This is a genomic window from Kribbella jiaozuonensis (assembly GCF_005233875.1).
GTDB classification, from domain to species: domain Bacteria; phylum Actinomycetota; class Actinomycetes; order Propionibacteriales; family Kribbellaceae; genus Kribbella; species Kribbella jiaozuonensis.
Genome location: NZ_SZPZ01000002.1, coordinates 269,241 through 285,360, shown reverse-complemented (window position 1 = coordinate 285,360; position 16,120 = coordinate 269,241). Strand labels below are relative to the sequence as shown.

Annotated in this window: 19 protein-coding genes; 9 read left to right on the top strand and 10 right to left on the bottom strand. The window is 68.3% G+C overall.

All coding sequences use genetic code 11. The annotated features are described in order from the left end of the window. The first annotated feature begins 177 nt into the window (after positions 1 to 177). Positions 178 to 501 carry a hypothetical protein gene (locus FDA38_RS12980; RefSeq protein ID WP_137254287.1) on the top strand — a complete coding sequence of 108 codons (324 nt, stop codon included), beginning with the start codon at positions 178 to 180 and terminating at the stop codon, positions 499 to 501. A 27-nt stretch (positions 502 to 528) separates the two neighbouring features. On the opposite strand, the gene folE is transcribed toward FDA38_RS12980, so the two are convergent. Then, positions 529 to 1,140, bottom strand: coding sequence for a GTP cyclohydrolase I FolE (gene folE, locus FDA38_RS12975; RefSeq protein ID WP_137254286.1), 612 nt, complete (start codon positions 1,138 to 1,140; stop codon positions 529 to 531). 76 nt (positions 1,141 to 1,216) lie between these two features. Between folE and FDA38_RS12970 the strand changes: the two genes are divergently transcribed. Together FDA38_RS12970 and ybaK are read left to right on the top strand one after the other, a co-directional pair. Continuing rightward, on the top strand, positions 1,217 to 1,903 hold the full coding sequence (locus FDA38_RS12970) for a helix-turn-helix transcriptional regulator (protein ID WP_137254285.1): 687 nt from the start codon (positions 1,217 to 1,219) through the stop codon (positions 1,901 to 1,903). Continuing rightward, complete coding sequence (ybaK, locus tag FDA38_RS12965) at positions 1,890 to 2,378, top strand: Cys-tRNA(Pro) deacylase (RefSeq protein ID WP_137254284.1); 489 nt, start codon at positions 1,890 to 1,892, stop codon at positions 2,376 to 2,378. The genes FDA38_RS12970 and ybaK overlap by 14 nt, the downstream gene beginning before the upstream one ends. Here the strand turns inward: ybaK and FDA38_RS12960 are convergent. The 3 genes from FDA38_RS12960 to FDA38_RS12950 are packed head-to-tail and all read right to left on the bottom strand — an operon-like array spanning position 2,365 to position 6,938. Beyond that, positions 2,365 to 3,660 carry a glycoside hydrolase family 32 protein gene (locus tag FDA38_RS12960; RefSeq protein WP_170989720.1) on the bottom strand — a complete coding sequence of 432 codons (1,296 nt, stop codon included), beginning with the start codon at positions 3,658 to 3,660 and terminating at the stop codon, positions 2,365 to 2,367. The genes ybaK and FDA38_RS12960 overlap by 14 nt on opposite strands. Positions 3,661 to 3,699: 39 nt before the next feature. After that, positions 3,700 to 5,805 (bottom strand): phosphocholine-specific phospholipase C, encoded by a 2,106-nt coding sequence (locus tag FDA38_RS12955; RefSeq protein WP_137254282.1) that lies wholly within the window; start codon positions 5,803 to 5,805, stop codon positions 3,700 to 3,702. Between the two features lie 53 nt (positions 5,806 to 5,858). Beyond that, the gene (locus tag FDA38_RS12950; RefSeq protein ID WP_137254281.1) at positions 5,859 to 6,938 is read right to left on the bottom strand and encodes a 3-deoxy-7-phosphoheptulonate synthase; all 1,080 of its coding nucleotides are present in this window, start codon (positions 6,936 to 6,938) and stop codon (positions 5,859 to 5,861) included. A 380-nt stretch (positions 6,939 to 7,318) separates the two neighbouring features. Between FDA38_RS12950 and FDA38_RS12945 the strand changes: the two genes are divergently transcribed. From FDA38_RS12945 to FDA38_RS12925, 5 genes are all read left to right on the top strand, one after another. Further along, positions 7,319 to 7,573, top strand: coding sequence for a hypothetical protein (locus tag FDA38_RS12945; protein WP_233714685.1), 255 nt, complete (start codon positions 7,319 to 7,321; stop codon positions 7,571 to 7,573). Between the two features lie 9 nt (positions 7,574 to 7,582). Beyond that, entirely contained in the window at positions 7,583 to 8,131 is a 549-nt protein-coding gene (locus tag FDA38_RS12940; RefSeq protein ID WP_137254280.1) for a histidine phosphatase family protein, read from the top strand. Then, complete coding sequence (locus FDA38_RS12935) at positions 8,121 to 8,507, top strand: fluoride efflux transporter FluC (protein WP_137254279.1); 387 nt, start codon at positions 8,121 to 8,123, stop codon at positions 8,505 to 8,507. Before FDA38_RS12940 ends, FDA38_RS12935 begins: the two co-directional genes overlap by 11 nt. Continuing rightward, positions 8,504 to 8,869 carry a fluoride efflux transporter CrcB gene (gene crcB / locus FDA38_RS12930; protein WP_137254278.1) on the top strand — a complete coding sequence of 122 codons (366 nt, stop codon included), beginning with the start codon at positions 8,504 to 8,506 and terminating at the stop codon, positions 8,867 to 8,869. The genes FDA38_RS12935 and crcB overlap by 4 nt, the downstream gene beginning before the upstream one ends. Positions 8,870 to 9,068: 199 nt before the next feature. Then, positions 9,069 to 9,362 carry a WhiB family transcriptional regulator gene (locus tag FDA38_RS12925; protein WP_134097793.1) on the top strand — a complete coding sequence of 98 codons (294 nt, stop codon included), beginning with the start codon at positions 9,069 to 9,071 and terminating at the stop codon, positions 9,360 to 9,362. 19 nt (positions 9,363 to 9,381) lie between these two features. On the opposite strand, the gene FDA38_RS12920 is transcribed toward FDA38_RS12925, so the two are convergent. The 5 genes from FDA38_RS12920 to FDA38_RS43665 all read right to left on the bottom strand — a co-directional run bounded on the left by FDA38_RS12920 (position 9,382) and on the right by FDA38_RS43665 (position 12,680). Then, positions 9,382 to 9,771, bottom strand: a complete 390-nt coding sequence (locus tag FDA38_RS12920) for a PLD nuclease N-terminal domain-containing protein (protein ID WP_137254277.1) — start codon at positions 9,769 to 9,771, stop codon at positions 9,382 to 9,384. Between the two features lie 26 nt (positions 9,772 to 9,797). Beyond that, positions 9,798 to 10,670, bottom strand: coding sequence for an ABC transporter permease (locus tag FDA38_RS12915; RefSeq protein ID WP_137254276.1), 873 nt, complete (start codon positions 10,668 to 10,670; stop codon positions 9,798 to 9,800). Continuing rightward, the gene (locus tag FDA38_RS12910; RefSeq protein ID WP_137254275.1) at positions 10,660 to 11,427 is read right to left on the bottom strand and encodes an ABC transporter ATP-binding protein; all 768 of its coding nucleotides are present in this window, start codon (positions 11,425 to 11,427) and stop codon (positions 10,660 to 10,662) included. The genes FDA38_RS12915 and FDA38_RS12910 overlap by 11 nt, the downstream gene beginning before the upstream one ends. A gap of 10 nt (positions 11,428 to 11,437) precedes the next feature. Next, entirely contained in the window at positions 11,438 to 12,508 is a 1,071-nt protein-coding gene (locus tag FDA38_RS12905) for an ABC transporter substrate-binding protein (RefSeq protein ID WP_137254274.1), read from the bottom strand. A gap of 85 nt (positions 12,509 to 12,593) precedes the next feature. Next, positions 12,594 to 12,680, bottom strand: a complete 87-nt coding sequence (locus tag FDA38_RS43665) for a putative leader peptide (RefSeq protein WP_371407990.1) — start codon at positions 12,678 to 12,680, stop codon at positions 12,594 to 12,596. A gap of 154 nt (positions 12,681 to 12,834) precedes the next feature. On the opposite strand from FDA38_RS43665, the gene FDA38_RS12900 reads away from it, so the two are divergent. After that, complete coding sequence (locus FDA38_RS12900) at positions 12,835 to 15,420, top strand: family 78 glycoside hydrolase catalytic domain (protein ID WP_233714684.1); 2,586 nt, start codon at positions 12,835 to 12,837, stop codon at positions 15,418 to 15,420. Here the strand turns inward: FDA38_RS12900 and trmB are convergent. After that, positions 15,401 to 16,114 carry a tRNA (guanosine(46)-N7)-methyltransferase TrmB gene (gene trmB, locus FDA38_RS12895; protein WP_137254272.1) on the bottom strand — a complete coding sequence of 238 codons (714 nt, stop codon included), beginning with the start codon at positions 16,112 to 16,114 and terminating at the stop codon, positions 15,401 to 15,403. The genes FDA38_RS12900 and trmB overlap by 20 nt on opposite strands. Positions 16,115 to 16,120 lie beyond the last annotated feature (6 nt).

The window sequence follows — 16,120 nt, the reverse complement described above, 5'->3', positions numbered from 1 at the left end:
TTGAGGGCTGGCGCGTTCGGCCCTTTGGATCTAGCTTGTGTTGAGAAGATGAGTCGCTACAGACCGTCCTTCCCCGCTGACAGTCGGTACATGTCCCCGGTTTGTGGCGAGAGCCCAAGCACGCTATTACGGGGAAAGGATCATGGCACCAATCTGTCGCCCCCCGGGGTGTCTTCAGTGAAACCCCAGACGTTCGAACTCGTGCGCTACACCGACATCAGCGGGGTTTCCGGTACCGGCGTCGTCGCCGAAGGCTGTGTCTTCACCGACGGCTCGGTCGCGCTCCGCTGGCACGGCGCGAACCCCTCCACGGCCGTCTGGCCGGACCTGGATTCCATCCTCGCCGTTCACGGCCACTGCGGCGCGACCGTGGTGCGCTGGCTGGACGTCTCCGAGATGGAGCCGGTACCGGGCACCGACCTGCTGCCCGGCGAGCTCACGCACATCCTCGCCACCGGCCGCCGGACCCACCACCACCCACCCGCCGTCGCGTCGGCCTGACCGAAAAGCTTCGACTGACCGCCCGGCCTACGGGGTGAGGCCGGTCAGCGCGAAGAACTCCTGCCGCGAACTGGGGTTGTCGCGGAGGATCCCGTGCAGCGACGACGTGACCGTGCGCGAGCCGGCCGCGCGGACGCCACGCAGCGACATGCACTGGTGCTCGGCCTCGATCACCACGCCGACGCCCTTCGGGTCGAGGTGGTCCTGCAGCCAGTCCGCGACCTGCTTGGTCAGCCGCTCCTGCACCTGGAAGTCGCGGGCGAACAGCTCCACCACCCGGGCCAGCTTCGACAGCCCGAGGATCCGGTCGCCGGGCAGGTACCCGACGTGGGCGACGCCCTGGAACGGCAGCAGGTGGTGCTCGCACAGCGACTGCACCGGGATGTCCTTGGCCAGGACGAGTTCGTCGTACCCCTCGTCGTTCGGGAACGTGGTCAGCTCGAACTCTCGCGGCGTGAGCATCTCCGCGTACGCGTTCGCGACCCGGCGCGGGGTGTCCGCCAGGTGTGCGCTCTGCGGGTCCCGCCCGAGCGCGGTGAGCAGATCCGCGACCGCGCGCTGCGCGGCCGGCAGGTCGATCTCCTCCCGCCGCGCGACGATGTGGAGGGGGACGGACTCGAGGTCTGCCGAGATCGCCATCTGCACACTCCCTGAGGTCTCAACGAACTGCCACTATAACTGTTACATCAACCCAAGTTGTCGATAGAATCATCCCGTGGACACGTCGTGGGACGCAGGAGTTCAGGCGGTCGCCGTACTGGACGAGCCGACCCGGCGCCGGCTCTATGAGTACGTCGTCGGCTCGCCGATGCCGGTGAGCCGCGACGAGGCCGCGACCGAGCTCGGCATCCCGCGCACGACAGCGGCGTTCCACCTCGACCGGCTGACCGAAGAAGGCCTGCTCGACACCTGCTACGAGCGCCGCAGCGGACGCACCGGCCCGGGCGCCGGCCGGCCCGCCAAGCTGTACCACCGCTCCGACCGCGAGATCGAGATCTCCCTCCCCGAGCGTCAGTACGCTGTCGCGGGCCGCCTGCTCGCGGCCGCTGTCGAAGACGCCGAGGAGACCGGCGGCTCACCTCGCGAGGCGGTCAACCGGCGGGCGCGGGAGTACGGGGAGGAGATCGGTCGAGCGGCGGGCGACCGACCGGTGACCGAGATCCTGGCGTCGCACGGCTTCGAGCCGCGGGCGGACAAGGACGGCATCGCGCTGGTCAACTGCCCGTTCCGGCGGATCGCCCAGGAGCAGCCCAAGCTGGTCTGCGGGATGAATCTGCATCTGCTGGCCGGCATCGTCAGCACGCTCGACCTTCCGTACGAGGCCCGCCTCGCACCGTCGCCCGGCCACTGCTGCGTCCGCCTGGTGCCGGCAGGAATAAGCTCGCCAGGTGGCGAAGAGTAAACAGAGTCAGGGCACACCTGCGACAGTGGCGCTGACGAAGGCGAAGGTCGAGTTCACCACGCACTCGTACGAGCACGACCCAGCCGCGAAGTCGTACGGGCTGGAGGCCGCCGAGGCGCTCGGGCTCGACCCGGAGCAGGTGTTCAAGACCCTGCTCGTCGAGGTCGACGGCAAGCTCGCGGTCGGCGTCGTACCGGTCGGCAAGCAGCTTGATCTGAAGGCGATCGCGGCCGCGGCCGGCGGGAAGAAGGCGGTGATGGCCGACCCGGACGCCGCCGAGCGCACCACCGGGTACGTCGTCGGCGGCATCAGCCCGATCGGCCAGAAGCGTGCACTGCCAACGGTTGTCGACAGCACCGCCACCGACCACCCGACGGTCTACGTGTCCGGCGGACGGCGCGGTCTCGACATCGGCCTGTCTCCCGCCGACCTGATCACCGTGACGAAGGCGCATACGGCGGCTATCGCCAGATAGACCCGAGCTGGTGGATCGTCAGCTGCTCCACGACCGCACGCCCCTCGGCCGTCAGCTCGAGCTCGGTCGGACGGACGTTGTAGCTCTGGTAGACCTCGCCGTCGTTGCCGAAGACATCCAGTTGATCGCGGTCGACCAGTAGGCGGAGTTTGACCTTGCCGTCGACCGGTCGGAGCTCGGCGCCGTCGAGACGTTGAGCCTCGTACGTCACCTCGCGGCCTACCTTCAAGGTGAAGCGCGTGGCCTGGCTGACGTCCACCGTCGCCTCGAGCTCGTAGGTGCTTCCGGCCGGGAGTTGTTGGGTGCTGTCAGCGATGGTTAGGTTGTCCCACGTTTCAGAGCTCGTCCGCAGTGACGCGAGCTCCGGGATCGGCGTGCTGAAGACGCGGAGGCCGTCCGGGGTGTGGTGCAGGGTGAGGTCGACCGGGAACGACGCGTTGCCGGTCCAGATGGAGCCCTTGTTCTCGCCCTGCCACGCCATCGAGACGATCCGGCCGCCGGGCATGTTCTCGAAGTTCAGGGCGGCGTAGTACCCGGCGCCGGCGAAGGTTTCGGTCTGGTTGATCCGCTGCGGTTCGGTCCAGTCCGAGTGGTACGCCGTACCGTCCCACTCGCCGACGACGTACTTGCCGCTGCCGGCGTGCAGGACCCAGCGGTGGCCGTCGTCGATCGGCATGCGGATCAGGTTCGGGCACTCGAACAGCCACTCGGCCGCGTAGCGAGATGCGAAGGTCCAGTCGAGCAGGCTGGTCGAGGTGTAGAAGTCGACGCCGTTGCCGCCCTCGTCCGACCAGACGACCATGCCCCAGGTCTCGGAGACCGGGTCCCAGAACACTTTCGGGTCGCGGCTGGTGCCGCCGGGTGTGGCGACCTTCTTGCCGTCGGCGTACGTGAGGAACGTGTTGCCGCCGTCCACGCTGTAGAAGACGGTCACGCCGTTCGTACCGGAGTACACGAGGATCGGGTCGTCGTCACCGTCCTTCAGACCGCTGACGTTCTCGAGGTCGACGACCCCGCCACCCGACCACAGGTCACCGGGGTGGACCTGTGGGTCGAGGGCGATCGGCTGCTGCGTCCAATGCAGGAGGTCGGTGCTGGTCGCGTGCCCCCAGTGCATCGTGTCCCAGACCAGGCTGTTCGGGGCGTGCTGGTAGTAGAGGTGATACACACCGCGGTAGTACACCGGCCCGTTCACGTCGTTCATCCAGCCGCTGCGGCTGGAGAAGTGGAACTGGCCGCGGTTGTCTTCTTGGTAGTCGGTCTCGGGGTACGGGAACGTCATGAGGATCAATGACACCATCTGACGCCCCGATGCGCAGCGTCAGCCGGTGATTCCGGGCTTGCCCGTTTCGAGGTGACCGGACAGCCGACGGCGGTACGTCGTGTCGTCCGGGGACGTGACCTCGACGTCGTACCAGCCGTGGTCGGTCGGCCAGAAGATCGGGCTGGTCTGCTTGCCGCGCAGCTCGATCGTTGTGGTCTTGCTGCCGTACCCGCGCGCCTTGAGCTTCACGGTCAGCGACTTCCGCGAGCCGTTGACCAGGTGGAGCTGGAGCGCTCCGGCACGGTTCTCGATCCGTACGTCGAGAGCCGCCGCGGCGCCGTCGGACGAGCCCGCCACCTCCACCCAGAAACGGTTCGGGCCCTGCACCGCGAGTTCGAACGGGCCGTCGACCGGGATCTCGACCAGGGTCGGCGTCTCGCCGTGGGTCTTGTCCGGATGCGCGTGGTGTACGTCGAGGTGGGCCGGGGCCGGGAGCTCTCCGCCGTACGGGTAGACGGCGAAGTGGGCCGACTGCGGGCCATGGTTGCTCAGGGCCAACATCAACTTGCCGTTGGCAACCGATCCGGAAACTGACGGCCCGTAAGGCAATGCGCGGGCCGGGCGGCGGCCGGGCTCCTGCAGCGGAACCGCTTGGTCGGCGGGCGGCGCAGGGTGCCAGCGGGTGATCGGCGCGGGCACCAGGCCCGGCTGGTCGACGGACGGCTGCCGGTAGGTGCGGTCGAAGTCGAACGTCGACAGGAGGTCGCCGCACGCGGTACGCCGCCAGGTGCTGATGTTCGGCTCGCGGACGCCGGTCCACTGTTCGAGGAACCGCAGTACCGAGGTGTGATCGAAGACCTGCGAGTTGACGTGACCGCCGACCGACCACGGCGAGACGACGGTCATCGGGACGCGCGGGCCGAGACCGATCGGCATACCGGCGTACCAGTCGTCGCCCTCGCCGGAGCTCGGCTGCGGAGCGACCGGCGGCGGGACGTGGTCGAAGTACCCGTCGTTCTCGTCGAAGTTGATCAGCAGCACGGTCTTCGACCACGTGTCGGGGTCCGAGGCGATCGCGTCGAGCACGTCGTAGATCAGGTTCGCGCTGCCCACCGGCGTGGACGAGCCGGGGTGCTCGGAGTCGACCGCGGACGGGACGAGCCAGCTCACCTTCGGCAGCTTGCCGGACCTGATGTCGGCCCGCAGCCGCGGCACCAGCGACTCCGGCTCGGACCGGTACATCGCCTTGCGGAACAGCTTCTGATCCTTGATCGGCAGCTTCTCGACGGCCTCGTCGAGCTGCTTCAACGCGTCGGCACGCTCGGCGTCGGTCTTCGCGAACAACTTGTCGTAGAACTCCTCGGTCGTCCGGTAGCCGCCCGGCACATTAGCCAGGATCCGGTGACCGATGTCCTTGAAGGTCTTGAAGTACTCGATCGCGTTGTCGGTGAAGTTGTCCCACTCCTGGTAGATCTGCCAGGAGACGCCCGCCTTCTCCAGCCGTTCCGGGTACGCCGTCCAGTCGTAGCCGGCGTGGTTGTAGTCGTACGCCGCGTTGGTGACCGCACGCTGCGTCGTACCGGGCTCGTAGCCGGTCGTGCCGGACCACAGGTAGTTGCGGTTCGGGTTGGTCGAGCCGTTGACCGAGCAGTGGTAGGCGTCGCAGATCGTGAAGGTCTCGGCGAGCTCGTACTGCAGCGGGATGTCGCGGCGCTCGTAGTACGTCATGGTGGCGGCCGTCTTTGCCTGCACCCAGTCGTCGTTCCAGCCGCCGGCCCAGGCCTGGGTCGCGTCGCTGAAGCCGTGGGCCAGGGCGCCGAGGTACTGGATGTCGTCGGGGTTGCGGCCCTCGTCGGCGGCGGCCTTGCTCAGCGAGAACGGCAGCACCTCGCCGCCGCCGGTCTTCGGCTGGCGGAAGATGCTCCTGCCGTTCCGCAGGCGCAAGGGCTGGCGGTCGCCGTACCCGCGGATCCCCCGGAACGTCCCGAAGTAGTGGTCGAACGAACGGTTCTCCTGCATCAGCACGATCACGTGCTCGATCGCGCGCAGACCACCACGCCGCACAGGCTGCGCCATCGCGGTGTGCAGCGACGGTGGGAGCAGCGACACCGCTGCCCCACCCGCCACCGAACCGAGCACCAGCCGCCGGGAGATCTCACTCATGGTCGGGACCCTAGGGTCGGCCCGTAGCCACCGTGAGACCTCCGGATGAACAGCTATCCGCGTCGAGCGATTGCTGCATCGCGCAGCTTCTCGAGCGTCTGCTCGGTCGTCTCCCAGCCCATGCAGGCGTCGGTGATCGACTGCCCGTAGGTCAGCTCCCGGGTCGGGTCGAGGTCCTGGCGACCCTCCTGCAGGAACGACTCGAGCATCACGCCGACGATCGCCTGGTTGCCGGCCGCGACCTGCGCGCCGATCTCCTCGGCCACCACCGGCTGGCGGCGGTGGTCCTTGCGACTGTTGCCGTGGCTCGCGTCGATGACGACCCGCTCCGGCAGGCCGGCCTTGCGCAGCAGCTCGACGGCGCCGGCGACAGACTCGGCGTCGTAGTTCGGGCCGCTGTCGGAGCCACGCAGTACGAGGTGGCAGTCCGGGTTGCCGCGGGTGTGCAGGATCGCGGGCGCGCCGTCGTGGTCGATACCGGTGAAGACGTGCGGTACGGCGGCGGCCTTGATCGCGTCGACGGCCGTGGCGATCGAACCGTCGGGCCGGTTCTTCATCCCGATCGGCATCGACAGACCGGACGACAGCTGCCGGTGCACCTGGCTCTCGACGGTCCGCGCGCCGATCGCACCCCAGCCGACCGTGTCGGCGATGTACTGCGGGGTGATCGGGTCGAGGAACTCGCAGCCGGCCGGCAGACCGAGCTGGGTGACCTGGACGAGCAGCTGGCGTGCGATCCGGAGACCGCGGTTCACGTCGCCGGAGCCGTCAAGGCCCGGGTCGTTGATCAGGCCCTTCCAGCCCAGCGTGGAGCGCGGCTTCTCGAAGTACACGCGCATCGCGATCAGCAGGCCGTCGGAGAGGCGCTCCGCGACCGGTCGCAGTCGTTCGGCGTACTCGAGGGCCGCCTTCGCGTCGTGGACCGAACACGGACCGACGACCACCAGCAGCCGGTCGTCGACGCCGTTGAGGACGTCGGCCACCGCCTGCCGCCCGTCGGCCACGCGTCCGGCGAGCTCGTCGTTCAGCGGGAACTCGTCGTGCAGGGCGAGCGGGGTGATCAGTGGAACGGTCTTCTCGATCCGCCGATCGACGACGCGCGCCTGTTCGGTCGGTTTGGGAAGGGTGTTCATCGTGGGGACCTTTCCGCCGGTCCGCTCGCGTTGCAGCGCAGGCAGCCGGCTGGGGAACGAGAAAAGCCAAGGACGGATGTCCTTGGCTTCGGGCCGGCTTCGGTGTCTGCGGTTGGGCGTCAGCGATCGGCTGAGCTGCCCGGCACCAGAGCCGGCCACTCAAAAAATCGCCAATAGCTGCGCTTCACGGGAACGACAATAGCACCCACTCAGTAACCGTCAGTGGTGTGGGCTCGTTGAGGCCTGCAAGACCGGCTAGACGACGGGGAGTGCTCCAGGTGGTGAGGCCGCGAACCTTTGAGTTGGTTCGATATCGGGATCCGAGTGGGGTTTCAGGGACCGGAGTCGTAGCTGAAGGGTGTGAGTTCAGCGACGGTTCGGTGGCGTTGCGATGGCGGGGTGACAACCCGGCCACGGCCGTCTGGCCCGATCTCGACTCGGTGCTCGCGGTGCACGGGCACCAGGGCGCTACCGAGGTCCGCTGGGTCGACGGCCAGAGTTCGCCGTCGGTGCCACGAGCCGGCCTCGACAACCTCTTCGACGAGCTGCACCAGGTCCGGCCTCCGACGTCCTTGACCGAATCGCCGCCGCCCGGCCACTCGCGTGGATGGGCAGGGGCCAGGCATCTGAGGTAGAACGTGGCCGTGACGCAGATCTACCTGGTCCGGCACGGTGAGCCGGACTACGAGCCGATCGATTCCCGGGGCCTGCCGGGGACCGCGGCCGACTCCGCCCCGCTGAGTGCTGTCGGGATGAAGCAGGCCGAGGAGCTCGCCGATCTGCTCGGCGGCATCCGCGCGACGTACCTGGTCAGCTCGCCGTTCACCCGCGCCCTGCACAGCGCCGCGATCATCGGCCACCGGCTCGCGCTCGGTGTGCGGGTCGACTACGACCTGCGTGACTGGCTGCCGGACCAGACCGGCCTGTGGCGCAGCATCACCGACCTCCACGCCGCGCAGGCCGAGTTCGAGGCGTACGACGGGGAATGGCCGGAAGGCGTCCAGCGATCGTGGGAGCCGCTGTCCCAGGTCCGCGAGCGGGCCCGGGCCGCGCTCGCCCGGCACACCGCCAGCACCGACGGACCGGTCCTCGCGATCACCCACGCGACGGTGATCCGGGCGCTGACCGGCGAGAAGGCGACGGCCCACGGCGCCCACGAGTACTACCGCTACGATCCGGCGAATGACAGCTGAGCCGGGACTTCCTCGAATCCTCGGCGTCGTCGCTCTCGGTGGTGTGATCGGCTCACTGGCCCGCTACGGACTGGCCGAAGCAGTGCCGCACGGAGCGACCGGATTCCCCTGGGCCACGTTCGTCACCAACGTGCTGGGGTGTTTTGCGATCGGGGTCCTGCTCGCGCGTTTGACCCCACGCCACCACCCGCTGCTGCGGCCGTTCCTCGGCACCGGGATCCTCGGCGGCTTCACGACGTTCTCGACCTTCGCGGTCGACACCGAGAAGTTGCTGCACGTGCAGATGGTTGTTGCATTCGTCTACTTCTTCGGCACGATCGCCGCGGCGTTGGCAGCGGCAACGATCGGCGAGCAGTTGGGCGGACGGCGCCGATGAACATCTTGCTGGTCGCCCTCGGGGCCGCGGTGGGTGCGCCGCTCAGATTCCTGGTGGACAAGCACATGGTCGCCCGGTTGTTGCTCGGCGCCCGGATCGAGACCCCGTTGCCGTGGGGAACCTTCGCAGTCAACATCCTCGGCAGTTTCCTGCTCGGGTTGCTGACCGGCGTCGGCAATCACACGATCGCTTTGCTCGTCGGCGTCGGGTTCTGCGGCGCGTTCACGACGTACAGCACGTTCGCTGCCGAGACGACCGCATTGGCCGGTTCCGGACATCGCGGTAAGGCGTTGCTCAACGTGGTGCTGAACCTGGGTACCGGACTGGTTGCAGCCGTCGTCGGAGCGTGGTTGAGCAAGTGACTCATGTCACACGAGGTGATGACGTGAACACCTGCGCCGCCTGCTGTGCGCCTGAATGGGCGCCGATCACGGCCCGCAACGGCACGCGGTGATAACGAATGGCCCGAACTTCGAGACAACAAGGGTTGAACTACGTAAGAGATGAGCATAGTTTTCACCGAGCGCCCGTCCGCGCTCACGGTGAGTCAAGGAGGTTGCCATGTCGAGAGGGATGCCTCGCCTGCCCCGCCCGCTCATGGATCTGTGGGACTGGCAGTCACAAGCCGCATGCCGGGACGTCAACCCGGAGCTCTTCTTCTCACCCGAATCGGAGCGTGGCGTTCGCAAACGCGCCCGCGAGATGGTGGCCAAGTCGCTGTGCGGGACCTGCCCGGTCCAGCCCGAGTGCCGGCAGCACGCGCTCTCCGTCGGAGAGCCGTACGGCGTCTGGGGCGGCACCACGGAGTCCGAGCGCGACAACACCGTCCTCCCCGAGCACCGCAAATCAGCGTAGGAGCTGCCCCGCTACAACCTCAGGCAGTTCCCTCGTCGTTCTCGGACGGGGAATCGTCGTCCTTCGCTGTGCTCTTGGGGTTCTTCGGATCCTCGGGCTCCGGTGGCTTGACGGTCGTGCGCGGGTCCCGGTAGCGATCCAGTGACTTCAGGAAGTCCGGATCGTCATCGGGAGCCGGCGGGCGGCCGACGGGCCGTGACGGCCGTACGACGGCCTCGCGGCCGCCGCCGCCCTGGGTGCGCGACATCAGCAGCCAGACGATCGGCCCCACGAACGGGACGAACACGATCAGGACGATCCACACCAGCTTGGGCAGGTGCGGCACGTCCTCGTCGGGTGTCTGGATGCAGGAGAACAGCGCATACACGCTGAGCACCAAGCTGATCAGGAACGGCAGGAATCGAACCACGCTCCAACAGTACGGCGCGCAGCCGATCAGCGGGCGGAGGTGGTGAGTCCTCGCGCGCGCAGCACCGTGTTCTCGAGCGGGCGGAACACCAGCAGCTCGATGCCGACGCCGACCACGAAGATCAGCACGATGCCGGCGAACACCATCGAGATGTCCGACAGCGACATGCCGTTGTGCAGGTACTGCCCGAGGCCCTCACCGAGCTCCGGGGACGTCGCGATCAGCTCGGCCGCCATCAGCGACCGCCACGAGAACGCCCAGCCCTGCTTGAGCCCGCCGAGGAACCCGGGCAGCGCGGCCGGCAGCAGGATGTACCGGATGCCGCCGAACCGCCCGGCGCCGAGGGCCTTGCCGACCCGCGGCAGGATCGGCGGGACCTGGTCGAGTCCGGACACGAGCCCGTTCGCGATCGACGGCACCGCGCCGAGCAGCACGACCCAGTAGATGGCGCGGTCGTTGAGGCCGAACCACAGGATCGCCGCCGGCACCCACGCAACCGACGGCAGGCTCTGCAGGCCCGACACCAGCGGGCCGATGCCCCGGCGTACGACGGTGATGTTGGCGATCGCGAGCCCGAGCGGTACCGCGATCACGAGCGAGATCGCGAATCCGATCACGGCGCGGTGCACCGAGACCCAGAACAGCTCGGCGATATCGCCGCTGGTGATCAGCTGCCAGATCTGACTCCACACCGCCGCCGGGGAAGGCAGTTTGAACTCGGGCCAGAACGCCGCGGCCCACAACGCCTGCCAGATCGCGACCAGGATGACGATCGCCCCGATCGGCGGCAGGACCCGCGCGGCGATCCGCCGTACCCGAGAACCCTCGGTGGTGTTGACCGGGGTGTCGAGTGCATCGAGCCCGGCCTCGACAGACCCTTCCTGGACGTCAAGCGGCATGACTGCTGATCACCTTGCGCAATGCGGTGTTGATCTCGTCCACTGCATCGGGAGCGTCCTCGACGTCCCACTCCCGTACGACGCGGCCGGGGCGCGACGACAGCAGTACGACGCGTTGCCCGAGCCGCACGGCCTCGCGGACGTCGTGGGTGACGAACAGGATCGCCGTACCGGTGGCTCGCCAGATCCGCAGCAGCTCGCCCTGGAGGACGTCGCGGGTGATCGCGTCGAGCGCGGAGAACGGCTCGTCCATCAACAGCAGCGCCGGCTTGCCGTCGGTGCTGTCGGCCGTCGACGCGAGCGCCCGCGCCAGGGCGACGCGCTGCCGCATACCGCCGGACAGCTCGTGCGGGCGCTTGTCGCCCATGCCGGCCAACCGCACCAGCTCGAGCAGCTCGGCCGCCTTCGCCCGGCGCTGCGACTTCGGTACGCCGGCCATCCGCAACGGCAACTCGACGTTCCCGGCGGCCGTCAGCCACGGCATCAGCGCCGGCTCCTGGAAGACGACCGCCGGGCGGGACGAGTTCAGCTCGATCCGCCCGGCCGTCGGCTGGTCCAGGCCCGCGACGAGGTTGAGCAGCGTGGTCTTGCCGCAGCCGGACGCGCCGAGCAGGCAGACGAACTCACCGGGCTCGACCTCGAGGTCGACGCCGTCCAACGCGACCACCGACTTCCGGCCGGTCCCGAACGTCTTACCTACTTGATGGAAGCGCACCGGGCTCAGCACGTCCGGCAAGGTTTCGATGGTCGCGGTCATGGCCAGCCTCCTACTTCGAGTCCAGTCCGGCGGCGTCAACCGTCGGCTTGCCTGCCTTGCTGAGTACGTCGTTCAGCGGGCCGAGGTCCGCGAAGCCGGCCACCTTCGGCGCTTCCTTCGCGATCCCGGCCGTGACCTGGTCCTTGGCCAGCTGCGGGAACGTGCTCGCGATCGGGTCCGCGGTGATCTGGATGTTCTTGAACGCCCGGTCGATCACCTCCGGCTTCAGCGCCTTACCGGTCGCTGCCTTCAACTGGTCGTTCACGACGGCCTTCGCGTCGGCCGTGTTCGTGCTGCTGTAGTCGATCGCGGCCAGGAGTCCGGACAGCAAGGCCTTCACGGTCTCCGGGTGCTCCTGCAGGAACTGGGTCCGGACGATCAGCACGGTGGTCGGGAACTTGCCGTCCGGCCACAGCGTCGCCTCGTCGACCAGCACCTTCGCGCCCGCGTCGAGGACGAGCCGCGACGACCAGGGCTCGGGCAGCCAGGCCGCGTCCACGTCACCCTTCTTGAACGCGTCGAGCGTCTGCGCGTTCTCCAGGTTGGTGACCTTGACCTTGCCGGTCAGGTTCTTCTGCGACAGCCACTTCTTCAGCGACACGTCCTGGGTGTTGCCGAGCTGCGGAGTGACGACGGTCTTGCCGACCAGGTCTTCCGGCTTGGTGATCGTCGGCTTCACCACCAGCTGCGCGCCGCCGGACGTCGCACCGGCGATCAGGCGGACGGCCTCGCCGTTGGACTTCGCGTAGGCGTTGATCGCGGGACCGGAGCCGATGAAGCCGGCGTCCAGCGAGCCGCCGAGCAGCGCCCCGACCTCCTCGGGGCCGGCGTTGAACTTGGTCGGCACCAGCTTGGTGCTGCCGAGCTCCTTGGTGAACAGGCCCTTGCCGAGACCGACCAGCGCGGCGGCGTGGGTGACGTTCGGGAAGTAGCCGAGCCGCAGCTCGGTGGCGGGACCCTTGTCGGCCGACGCGGCCTGGGTGTCGGCGCCGCTGTCGGCGCGCGAGCAGCCTGCGGCGGCGAAGGTCAGGGCCAGGGCGGCGGCGAGCAGGCGGAACGGACGGATGGCGGAGATGCTCACGGGAAGACCTTTGTTCTGGAGGCGCACGGACCTACTCCAACGGGTCGGTGGCGGGCTGACGGGTACGCGGAGTGGTTCGCGTAGGTCAACAACCGGAGGAGTTCACGCGCAGCAGGTCGACGTGCCGGCGCCGCGTGAGCGCGTCGCCGGGAGCGTTCGAGATGACCTGCATGTCTCCATGAAAGCGGACAAAGTCGAGCAAGATGCTGAGGTTTCAGCATTTGGGACGACGAATCACTAACCGAGACAAACGATCAGAATCGATCATCGGCCGGATCTGGTCACACGGTTGAAAGCGGCGCGGGCCACTGCCTACGGTCCTGTGCGTGCTGACTCCCCGCTCTCTGAAGACCGAGTACGCCGTCCGACCGCTCGGCGTCGACGTGAACCGGCCGCGGTTCAGCTGGGTTGCCACCGCTCCCGGCTACGGCGCGACGCAGTCGGCGTACCAGGTCCTCGTCGCGTCCGCGCCGGAGCTGTTGACTCCGGAGGGCGCGGATGTCTGGGATTCGGGGAAGGTCGACTCGGCGCGGACCTTCGGCATCGAGTACGACGGACCGACGGCGGCGCGGACGCGGTACTACTGGACCGTCCGGCTGTGGGACGAAGCGGCTGGTGAGTGGGCTGCACCGGAATGGTTCGAGACCGGTCTGCGCGACGAGGGCTTCCGGTCGGCGCAGTGGATCGGCGGGGCGACCGACAGCGCTCCGCTGCTGCGGCGCGGGTTTGCGGTCGACGGGACCGTGCGCCGGGCGCGGTTGTATGCGAGCGGCCTCGGGTACGCCGATCTCCGGCTGAACGGGCACGCGGTCAGCGACGCCGTACTCGATCCTGGCTTCACCGCTTACGACCGCACCGTGCTCTACGTGACCCACGACGTCACCGAGCTCCTGCGGTCGGGCGACAACGTGGTCGGGGCTGAGCTCGGGCGCGGGTTCTTCGGGATGACGTCGGTCAACGTCTGGCGTTGGCATCAGACGCCGTGGACCGCCGAACCGCGGCTGATCGCGAGGCTGGTTGTCGAGTACGACGACGGGCGCGTGGACGAGGTGGTCACCGACGAGTCGTGGCGCATCACCGGTGGACCGACGCTCTCCGACTCGCTGTACGTGGGCGAGACGTACGACGCCCGTCGCGCGCTGCCGGGATGGGACGCGGCCGGGTTCGACGACTCGTCCTGGTCGGCGGCCGCGGTTGTCGAGGCGCCGAAGGGGAAGCTGACCGCGCAGGCGCACGAGCCGATCCGGGTGGTCGAGACCGTCGACCCGGTCGAGGTGACCGAAGTACGGCCGGGTGTGTGGATCGCGGACTTCGGGCGGACGGTTGCGGGCTGGACGAAGCTGTCGGTGTCGGCGCCGGCCGGGACGACGATCAGCCTGACCCACGGCGAGACTGTTGCTGATGGCAACGTGGTGGCCAAGAACGGGCACGTCGACGGGGATCGGATCCAGCGGGACGAATATGTTGCGGCCGGCAACGGCAGTCTCGAGGTCTGGGAGCCGCGGTTCTCGTACAAGGGTTTCCGGTACGTGCAGCTCGAGGGCGCGCGGGCGGATGTACAGATGCGGGTGGTGAACTCGGACGTCAGCGGTGTGACCCGGTTCGCTTCGTCGCAGGCGCCGTACGAGCAGTTCGAGCAGGCGATGCGGCGTACGGTCCTGAGCAATCTGCACGGGATCCCGACGGACACGCCGTTCTACGAGAAGAACGGGTGGACCGGGGACGCGCAGGTGGGTTCGCCGACGATGCTGGCGACGCTCGACCTGGCGCGGTTCTTCACCAAGTGGCTCGGCGACATCCGGGACAGCCAGGCCGATTCCGGCCAGTTGCCGGTGATCGTGCCGTCGAGCGGATGGGGTTTCACCGACCTCTCCCCCGCGACCGAGTGGCCAACGGTGTATCCGTTCCTGCTGCGCGAGATGTATCGCTGGTACGGGGACGAACGACTGCTGCGCGAGCACTGGGACTCGCTCACGCGATACCTGGCCTGGGAGCTCGGCCGGGTCGAGGACGGGTTGTCGGTCAGTGTGCTCGGCGACTGGCTGCCGCCGGGATACGCCAACGGTCCGGCGCCGGAGGACCGGCGGCTGACGGGTACGGCGTACCTGTATCGGGCTGTCGTCGTCGCTGCGGAGATCGGCGAGGCGATTGGGCAGCCCAACGACTATCGCAAGGCGGCCGGTGAGCTGGCCGACGGACTGAATCGGGCGTTCCTGGATCGCGACGCGGGACAGTATCGGTCGGCTGAGGATCCGGACTATCGGCAGACGTCGAACGCTGTGCCACTGGCGTTCGGGATCGTGCCGGAAGACATGGTCGCGAAGGTGGCGGCGGGGCTGGCTGCTGATGTCAAAGCGCGCGGGTTCCATCTCAACACGGGGTGCCTGGGTGTCGGCGTACTGCTGCCTGTGCTGACCGCGCACGGATACGGCGATCTGGCAACCAAGGTCGCGCTGCAGCGGAGCTACCCGAGCTGGGGTTACTGGTTCGACCTCGGCGCGGACACCATGTGGGAGGCGTGGGAGAGCGACTCGCGCTCGCGCAACCACTACTTCCAGGGCACGGTCGTGCAGTGGATCTTCGAGAACGTTGCCGGGCTGCGCGTCGTCGACGCGGGCTGCGAGCGGATCGTGGTCCGGCCGGATGCACGCGACGAGGTGGACTCGGCGAGCATCCGGACCGAGACGATCCGCGGGTGGGTGTCGGTCTCGTGGAAGCGGACCGGGCGGGTGCTGTCGTTGGAGGTGCAGGTTCCGGTCGGCACGACGGCGGAGGTCCACGTACCGTCCGCCGCTGCCTCGGATGTTGCCGCCGTACCGCAGTCGTTTGCGGGCTCGGCTACATATGAGGACGGGTACACGATCTACACGGTGCCCGCCGGGCAGTGGCACTTCACGAGTCGATCGGCGTGACCTTTGTGTAGATGAGGTCGCGGACCTCGCGGCCCTCCGCCTGGGCGCGGGACTCGAACTTGGTGACCGGGCGCCACTCGGGGCGTGGGGCCCAGGTTTCGTACTGGTTCCGCAGCGCGGGCTCGGCCTCGCAGACCTCGAGCATCCGGTTGGCGTAGTCCGCCCAGTCCGTTGCCAGGTGCAACGTTCCGCCGGATTGGAGGCGGGAGGCAACCAACGCGACGAACGGCGGGCTGACCAGGCGGCGCTTGTGGTGCCGCTTCTTCGGCCACGGGTCCGGGAAGAAGATGCGTACGCCGGCCAGCGTGCCAGGCGCGACGTGATCGCGGAGGAAGTCGAGCGCATCCCCTTGGAGCAGGCGGACGTTCTCGAGGTCGTACTTCTCGACCCACAGCATCAGCTGTCCCAGACCGGCCGGGTACACCTCGGCGGCGACGTGGTTGACCTCCGGCGCGGCGACTGCGAGCTGCGCGGTCGCCTCTCCCATCCCGGAGCCGATCTCCAGCACGGTAGGCGCTTCCCGGCCGAACCACTTCGCCAGATCCAGCTCGCCGGTCGGCAGGTCCTCCTGCGTCCGGCCCAGCTCTGACCACTGCGTCTGCCAGACCCGCCGCTGCCCAGCCGTCATCCGAACACTCCGCCGGACCGTACTGAACACGCCCGTCTGCCTGACCTGATCCACTGCTTCAACCACCCGACG